8 protein-coding genes and 1 pseudogene are annotated in these 8,589 nt (G+C 40.3%); 1 reads left to right on the top strand and 8 read right to left on the bottom strand.

What is annotated here, in order from left to right:
• Positions 1-136 precede the first annotated feature (136 nt).
• From AABK37_RS16010 to AABK37_RS15990, 5 genes are all read right to left on the bottom strand, one after another.
• Entirely contained in the window at positions 137-376 is a 240-nt protein-coding gene (locus tag AABK37_RS16010; protein WP_432552547.1) for a hypothetical protein, read from the bottom strand.
• 117 nt (positions 377-493) lie between these two features.
• On the bottom strand, positions 494-736 hold the full coding sequence (locus AABK37_RS16005) for a hypothetical protein (protein WP_432552546.1): 243 nt from the start codon (positions 734-736) through the stop codon (positions 494-496).
• A gap of 4 nt (positions 737-740) precedes the next feature.
• Complete coding sequence (locus AABK37_RS16000) at positions 741-1,955, bottom strand: DUF790 family protein (protein WP_432552545.1); 1,215 nt, start codon at positions 1,953-1,955, stop codon at positions 741-743.
• 169 nt (positions 1,956-2,124) lie between these two features.
• Positions 2,125-3,699 carry a DEAD/DEAH box helicase family protein gene (locus AABK37_RS15995; protein WP_432552544.1) on the bottom strand — a complete coding sequence of 525 codons (1,575 nt, stop codon included), beginning with the start codon at positions 3,697-3,699 and terminating at the stop codon, positions 2,125-2,127.
• Positions 3,700-3,948: 249 nt separating this feature from the next.
• Positions 3,949-4,524, bottom strand: coding sequence for a TIGR04376 family protein (locus tag AABK37_RS15990; protein WP_432552543.1), 576 nt, complete (start codon positions 4,522-4,524; stop codon positions 3,949-3,951).
• A 157-nt stretch (positions 4,525-4,681) separates the two neighbouring features.
• Between AABK37_RS15990 and AABK37_RS15985 the strand changes: the two genes are divergently transcribed.
• A complete protein-coding gene (locus AABK37_RS15985) occupies positions 4,682-4,876 on the top strand; it encodes a type II toxin-antitoxin system HicB family antitoxin (RefSeq protein WP_432552542.1) in 195 nt (64 codons plus the stop codon).
• A 72-nt stretch (positions 4,877-4,948) separates the two neighbouring features.
• On the opposite strand, the pseudogene AABK37_RS15980 reads toward AABK37_RS15985, so the two are convergent.
• The 3 genes and pseudogenes from AABK37_RS15980 to AABK37_RS15970 form a co-directional block, all read right to left on the bottom strand.
• Positions 4,949-5,139 (bottom strand): annotated as a pseudogene (locus AABK37_RS15980) (IS701 family transposase); the annotation flags it as partial.
• 124 nt (positions 5,140-5,263) lie between these two features.
• Complete coding sequence (locus AABK37_RS15975; RefSeq protein ID WP_432552541.1) at positions 5,264-7,948, bottom strand: ParA family protein; 2,685 nt, start codon at positions 7,946-7,948, stop codon at positions 5,264-5,266.
• On the bottom strand, positions 7,945-8,568 hold the full coding sequence (locus AABK37_RS15970) for a hypothetical protein (RefSeq protein ID WP_432552540.1): 624 nt from the start codon (positions 8,566-8,568) through the stop codon (positions 7,945-7,947). The genes AABK37_RS15975 and AABK37_RS15970 overlap by 4 nt, the downstream gene beginning before the upstream one ends.
• Positions 8,569-8,589: the final 21 nt, after the last annotated feature.

Below are 8,589 nucleotides of genomic sequence, written 5' to 3'. Positions count from 1 at the left end.
TGTAGACGTGCTTGCTTTTCTTGAGTCATCACTTTGATATGCGGCTTATATATTTCCCTCTATTTTGCCATCACTAGTAAATCTGCCAAAATGGGATGCTCCCTAAACGAGGATATTCGTGTCCAGAAATACAGAGTTACCGTCCGTCATCACCATACATATCCTCGCGTCTTAGAGAAAGATTCTCAGACCAAGAATCAACATGAATCACAGGAAAATCCAACGGAGGACGCTTTTCCTTAATTACTTCCTTTTCTGACAATTTTTCATCAATTATCACCACCACTTGATGTTCGCCAGGGGGAATATCAGGCGGTAATTGCAAGGTAATTTTACCATCACTTGTCACCGTCGCAATTGTTTGGATAGCTTTCATATTATTTCTCCAATACTGCTTTGTTCATAACTTTGAATTGCGTTTATAGCAACCAAGTGTAAAGGATATTCAGGAACATTAGCATACACCAAAATATTTGTGTCCAGAAAAACAGAGTTAGCGTCCCCAGTCATCATACATATCCTCACGTCTTAAAGAAAGATTTTCAGGCACAAGACCGCAATTATGTACAGGAAAATCCAACGGAGGACGCTTTTTCTTAATTACTTCGTTCTCTACCAAAGACTTTTCATCAATTATCACCACCACTTGATGTTCACCTGCGGGAATATCAGTCGGTAACTGCAAGCTAATTTTCCCATCTGCTGTTACCGTCGCAATTGTTTGAATAGTTTTCATATAATTACTCTAATGCTGCTAATACTGCCTTCGGCAATAACTTATCTTTAAACCAAATAATTCTAGCGGGAACATCATTTAATTTCACACCCGCTTTTTCCAAATTTAATCTTTCGGAAATTGCCAAAATTAAGTCATCACGTTCCGCACGTCGCACCTGTGAAAACTTCTTTTGTAAATATTCTGGACGCCAATAACCGACAATTTCTAATAAAAACGTCCGTCCATCAGGATGTACCAAACGAAAATCGGGAATCATCACACTACCAGGAATCGGAACTAAATCAACTTCTCTTTCTAACACCCAATCACTTTTTAATGAATCCCACTTATCAGCAAAAGACGCTTCCAACATACTATCGTAAGGCTTGCCAGGTGGATAATGAGACACCAAACCGCATTCAGAATTGAGAGTGAAACGTCCAGTTTTCCAAGTATTAGTATAAAAATCGCGAGTTTGGAGAATAGAAGAAAGACTCCATCTGGTGACATGAAGTAAAGCGGGAATAAGTTTAGCGATCGCCAAACCATATCGCGTACTCGGATTAAACAAACTCGTCGGACCATCAATCGTAATTGTAAATCCGTGGTCAGCATCACCCTCAATATAAGCCATCAATTGAAACAGCTTTAAATAGCGAAACAAAAGCTTATATTCACCCGGAACATTACGATGAGCATTTAAACTAAGTTGACTTGCCCGATAAAACACACCCTGCACTTGAGATAAATTATATCGATGTAACAAATCTTCAGGAGTAGGTGCATCAAAAGCAATCAAAATCTTATTTTCATTTAAATCAGCATATAACCCATCATGAACTTGTTGCGGTAAAACTTCCCGCTCAAACTCGTGACTTAATTCATCAGCAATCTTGCTAAGTGTAGCCTGCGTTGATTGCGGACTTGAAACAGACTTTGCAGATAAAGCAAACACCCTTTCTCGTAACATTTGAGGTTCCAAAGGACTCACCACCTCAAACGTGCAAAAACTGCTTTTCAAAATATAAGCCAATCCCCGCTTCACCTTATAATCAGTAGTATCACCCTCCAACTCCAACAACTGACGTTCAAGAACACCTTGCGTCTTACCTACCGCTTCTCGAAAACAATCAATTAACTCAACAGCTAACTCCAAAGTCATCTTATCAAGCTTAAGTCTCTTCGGAATTATCTCCTCCCCATTTTGACGATGAATCAGTAAATCTGTTGGTAACATCTGAGTTTGTGTGTGGGTAATTGATAGTTGATAGTGGTTAGAAGTAGGGTGTGTTATGCCGTAGGCTAACGCACCTTGAGTTTTTGACGGTGCGTTACGCTTTCAGCTAACGCACCCTACATTTAAATTTCTTAACATAGCTTGAAATATTAGCGCCGACTTAGTTAACTTAAAAAATATTGTCTTCTAATGAATTTCTTGGATCTGTTGTATTTGAATCGTCAGTTTTATTTTTCTTATTCTCAACCGAATACTTAATTTCCATCTGTTCCGCAGCCTTATAATCACTTTGCTGACCACTTCCATAAATAACCTGCAACTTCCCTCTCTTTTCCCTCCTCTCTTCGTGTACTTCGCGACTTCGCGGTTCGTTACTCCTCTCCCCCCTCCTCCTTGCCGAAGTATTCTCCTCACTCGTATCCTCCGCCACCACCTCATATAAAATCGCCTGCTTATTTTCAATATTACCCTTCCTTAAAACCCTCCCTAAACGTTGAATATATTCCCTCGCCGAACCAGTACCCGATAAAATAATCGCAATACTTGCCGCCGGCACATCAACACCTTCATTCAACACATGAGAAGCAACCAAACTTTTATACTCCCCCTCGCGAAACTTCGTTAATATTTCATGGCGTTCTTTCACAGGAGTTTGATGAGTAATTGCCGGAATTAACAACTCTTGAGAAATCCTGTAAACAGTCGCATTATCAGCCGTAAAAATCAAAATTCTTTCCGGATAATGTTCCGCAAGTAAATTCGTGAGAATTCGCAACTTTCCATCTGTACCCAAAGCGATTTCTTTCGCTTGACGGTGTGCTAACATAGCTCTACGTCCAGCAGGCGATCGCGCACTCATTTGCACAAAATTTTGCCAACCCTTCAAACTCCCCAAAGAAATCTTTGATTGCTTCAAAAAATCATTGCGAGTTTGAATTAATTGATTGTATCTTTCTCGCTCAATTTGCGATAGCTTCACCTTAATTTGCACAACTTCATGTTCTGCTAACGCCTTACCTGCCAAATCTTCAGCGCGTTTGCGATATACTTCTTTACCAATAAGGATATTTAAATCAGCGTGTTTGCCATCAGTGCGTTCTGGTGTTGCAGAAAGTCCGAGTCGATAGGGTGCGATCGCATATTCGGCAATCACTCGATTAAAATCAGTTGGCAAATGATGACACTCATCAAAAATCACCAAAGCATACTTATTCCCCAAGCTTTCCGCGTGAATTGCCGCACTGTCGTAAGTCGCAACCAGTATCGGAGTTTTATCTCTCGATCCACCCCCCAACAACCCCACCTCAGCATCAGGAAACGCTGCCATCAAATGTGCATACCACTGATGCATCAAATCTAAAGTTGGCACCACAATTAAAGTTGTGCGCGGTGTTGCTTGCATCGCCATTTGCGCCAGATAAGTCTTTCCAGCCGCTGTGGGCAGCACCACTACCCCCTGTCTTCCTGCCAGTTTCCAAGCTGCTAACGCCTCACTTTGATGGGGATAGGGTTCCATTTCCATACTAGAAATTAACTCTACCGGATGAAATGCTTTCGCTTCATCGATAAAATTAGTTTCTTCTGCTTGTAGCGCTTCTACTAAAAGTCGATATTGAATCGCCGGAATGCGGAATTTTTCTATTCTATCATCCCACGTAGCGTAATCCATCCAACCTTTGCCCCGCGCTGGTGGATGTAAAATTAATGTGCCGCGATCGAAAGTTAATGTGGGGGTACGAGCCACTCAGAAGCCTTAATAAGTCATATTATGTCCGTTTAATTACTTATAATAAAACATCTTTGTACTAAGAACTTCAGTCTCGATCCGATAATACGAATTTTAAAGCGAGTATTCTACTCCCTTCCCGCTCAAAAAATACCTATTTAACGAACCGCAAAGACACGAAGTACACAAAGGAAGAAAAGAAAGAAGATAGGTAATCTTGTAGCGGAAAGGGAGTAATCCCCATCCCCTCCACCTCCCCATGACAATTTATTTCTTCATATTCCGTTTCATTTGTTCCAACTCATCTTGAGTTTCCCAGCGCAAAAACTTTTCTTCTAAGTCGTCAAACGTATTAGAATAACTACTGGCTTTATTTGACCAACCATTTGTTTCAAAGCGCTGCTGAGTTTGAGCTTTAGCACGCACTGTCTGTGCTTCAGCAGCTTTGGTTTGCACTTCTTGCCGGCGTGCTTGTATTTTTCGCAGTAATTCTTTAGATTGAGTAATGCGTTCTTTCAAGCCTTGCATTTGTCCCCAGCGCTGATTTCCTTCGCGCAACAAAGCTGCTTCTCGTTCTTGTGCTGCTGCGACCAAATCCTGTCTGTTAGCAGCTTGCGCTTTTTGAACGCGGATATGCCATCTTTGGATTTCTTGCGCGGTGGAGAGAATATCGTCTTGCGATCGCTTTTCCTGTACTTGTAAATCTGCAATCAACTTTAGCGTGTCTGCCTCTTGTTCGCGCAGTTGTTCTAACAACGCTTCTAACTCTAAATGCGGATTATTTCGCAGAAATTCTTCTAAACGGTTTTCGAGAAACCGACTCAAATCATCAAATAAGCCCACTGTCAGCACTCCAGAAGTCAGATGTGTGCTTTTATTGTAGTATTTGAAGCAATTATTTACGAGCCGCCCCTCGTAGTTGATATTTTAATTAAGTTAGGCGATCGCTCTTTGTATAATTGAACAAGATATCAAGTTACATTCATATGGTAATTGAGATATGCGTTATAAAGTCAAGTTAAAAAAAAGTGATGAAGGATATGCTATTTGGTGTCCTGCTTTACCTGGATGTTGGTCACAGGGAGAAACAGAAGAAGAAGCTTTAGAAAATATTAAAGACGCTATTCAAGTTTACCTTGATACTCTTGAGGAATTGACACTAGATGCAGAAGCTCGTTATGTAGAAGTGGGATAATTTATGCCTAGCTTACCAGGAGTGAACCATCAATTCATCAATAAAAAGCATTAAATAATTTGTTGCATACTAAGTATCTCTTAAAATCATCTTAAATGGTAAAAGCTTTTGATTAACAAGGTTTACAAGCATTTCTCTAACGTGGTTTCTTTTAGTTAAACGTAGGTTAAACCATCTTCCGAAGGATTAAAGATACGATAATCTACAACCCAAAACTTTCTTATTTTCGGATTAACATATATACAACTAAGAACTCCGAGACCTGTGTGCTAGTTGCGTAAGTCCTGTCATCAAAAATCTTTACTAGAGAACGATTTCCCTCTACATCGGTTTACCTTGTTTTTCCGTTCGCTCGCTACCAGACAACGTTTAAGATAAACTGGTATATTAACTTCCCTGCCTAGCCGCACGACGAGCCAAAGACATAATAGCCGGACGACCGACAGCCGTAAGCGTAAAGTCTAATCCCAAACGGAAGATTTCGGGCATATAATAATCATCTTTTTCCCGAATAATCACACCGTTTTCTTCCAATATCTTCATTTCTTCCACAGATAATCGTAGTTGCTCGCGGGCGAAAGGAATTTTTCGCTCTTCTTGAAGAATATCGCGTAATTTAGTAAACACATCTTTCAATGCATTATTTTCTAGCTCAATTTCCTTAATTTTCTCTGTACTGCATTCAGGTAAAGCACCTTTAATTCCTGCGGGAACAAGAATCCGATCTTGCCAACGTGTATCATTTACAGACGCTTTTGCAGATAAATTAAGAAGACGTACTAAATCCCGTGACTGAATTTGTCCCCTGAAGTCAGAAAGTGCTGCCAGCACAAATCTAGCTGAAGCAGCCTCTTTTGAAGTATCAGAACCCAGTTTTTTACCCCATAAAGGTACTAAAAGCTGTGTCAGTTCCTCCTCCCTCATATCCTGAAGTTTTTCAATATCAGTTTCAGGAATGATTTTGGACTGCATTGTTATCCAAGCTACCAATCTTAAAGCTTCTTCTCTATTCCACTTAAGAGCATAAGGCTCATAGCGTGCAATCATTTGGGCTGCATTTTGGCGTACAGCAGCCAGCACCATATCACGTCTCACAAAAATGAGAATACCCAGAGGACGACCAGGCAACAGTCCAAGCCATTCTGGAACTTCCTGAAGTAAAGCCCTCAGTGGTGTCTGTTGATTTTCTTCTTTAGCGAAGTCTTGGAAAAGGTCTTCCAAACCATCAATAACTACAAGCAATCGCTGTTGTGTGTGAAGCAAATGTTCAGCCAATGCTCGACCTGCTCCTTCTTCTTCAGGTTGAAATCCAACACTCCAAGCAATCACATCTAACCAACGTTCTCGCCACTGACCTTCGTGAAGATTCAGGTGATAACTATTTCTGATATAATCACGAATTTGATAAATTTCTAAGGGATTATTAAAACTCAAAGCTAGTGCGGTCTTTTGCAGAACTTCTGCTGCCAAAATCGAGATAGCTTTATCAGAGTTAATGGGTGCTAAAACAGGACAAATAAAAGCGTTGATCTGGACTTGAGTAGCGCAGGCGTCTTCAGCAAAAGTTTGCCAGTTCTCCCTACGAATTATTTGTAAGAAAGTGTAAGTTTTTCCTGAACCTTTGGCTCCAACCACAACTGTAATTGGGACTTGGTGTCTATTGTCTGAAGCTAAGTGGCGTAAAGGAATAGTAGATAAAAAATCTTTCGCTTCTGCTGTTTCTGCAAATATTCGTTTTTGAGTAAAGTCTCTGAGAGTTTCTCTTTGAGATTTTAAAGTTACAGGGCTGTCCTCAGTGATTAAAAGGCTTTCCTCAATATCTTGACTACTTTTTTTGGGTAATAAATCCAGTAATGGACGTACAGAATCTACAATTACTGAACGCTTCAGCTTAGTAATTACTTCTTCCCAAGTTGAAGGTAAGACCTGCAAACTATCAGCAAATCCTGTAATCACTCTTAAAAGTTGTAGGTCTTCTCCTATAAATGGTTTAGCCGATTCAAGAAGCTTTCTTTCTTGGTTCGAGAATAAGTCTGTATTTTGGACTTCATCAGGAACCTGACTAATAATTAGTGTTGGTAATGGATCTGTATCTCGTGCAGAAGGCGCTTTTTTTCCCAAAAGCTCTATAAGTCTAGCTGTACCTGAAATCGATTGCCCACTCAACGTTGTAACAAAAACACGGTAAATTCGTGGATCTAAAATCAGCCCTGTGGACAATTCAGAAAGTCCAGCGCGTAGGTCAACTAAAACAACATCTACACCTAAAGTCTTCCCCAAATCTGCCAGTATTTGCGTGAGGATAAACGGATTTTTAGCGCCTTGAATAAGGTGTTCAGGTCTGATTTCTAAGGAAGAAAATCTTTCATTTGAGCGGAATGAAGGCAATATATAAATATTATCAATTAAGGCACTCTGGAGTCGTTCGGCAACTAATTGAACTGAATCTATTGCTTCTGGAGATGGATCGCCATGAGCCAAAGCTAGTAAGTCAGCGAAAGATACAGGTGGAGAAGGTAATCTTTGTTCTAAAAGCCAGCTTATACCTGGCGCTTCCATATCTCCATCTACTAGTAGTACACTATAGCCACCTTCTGTTAAAGCCTGTGCAAAAGCAAGGGCATTAGTTGTTCGCCCGACACCTCCTTTGAAGGAATGAAAAGCTACTATTGATGGAAAATCTGCGGAAAAGCTTGGTGGAAGTTCACCATCTTGACGGTTGGGAACAATTACTCCTGGTCTTGCTAAACTAGGTATAAGTCTAGGAATCGGTGGATCTTCTGCTGTTTCTTCTAAAATTATAGGTAAAGTTTTTTCTACTCTTTGTAGACTTTCTAAGATAATGAAACCGTCTACATTATTTTCTGAATCAATTCGGAATCGGGGATCGTATACCTCACGCAGCCAATTTTTTGCTTCTGCTTGATTACCGGGAGAAATTCCAATTGTTAAACTATCCCAGTAGGCTCGCACCCAAATTAACCATTGAGGCCAATTACCTTGTTCCTGAATGCGAAGTAAAACTTCTTCAACGTCAACCCAAGTATAAAGACGGATATCTAAAGGAATCATCGGTTAATATTCTCCTGAATGCTACTACAGAGCTTATCTAACCACTCAACTAGGACTTTTTCATCTTCAGGTTTCATCCGAACACCATAGCGCCAAGCTTGGTGAGCTTTTCCTGCATCCCAACTGGAGCCACCCCTAGCAAGATGAAAACAAGGAATTGTTGCACTACCTAATGATTGAGCTGATATTCCCGCTTTTTTAATCCAGACAGCCAAGTTATGTCCATCTTTTGTGAGAAGGGATTGATCCTGAATTTTCGCAGTGCTGTTTAGCCGATTTTTTTGGAGCCAAATTTTCTTTAACCCACACTCCACAGCGTAAAAAAGAAGCAGGTAAGAACAAGCGTTTTTATTGGTTTGAGCCTGAACTAGCCCCCAGTGAGCATGAAAAGATTGTCTCAATTCGCTAATACCTACATGTATTATATTAGTGTCTGGTTTGCTTTTTTGAGTTTTCAGTTGTACAATCTCACTTTTGAGCTTGTACAAAAGTTTGATAGCATCTTGAGGTTTTTTATTAATTAGAAACTCGATATCATTGAGTAATTGCTCAATTGTCTTTAGTGTTGTTTGGTCTAGATTCAGCGCAGAAAGGTCTATATTTGCAGCGGAGTCAGGCATAATTCCGTCATCTGTCTAAGG

It is taken from the genome of Tolypothrix sp. VBCCA 56010, from assembly GCF_050875635.1.
Classification (GTDB): domain Bacteria; phylum Cyanobacteriota; class Cyanobacteriia; order Cyanobacteriales; family Nostocaceae; genus Hassallia.
Note: the sequence above shows the minus strand (reverse complement) of the source record. Positions and strands in the feature narration are given on the sequence as shown.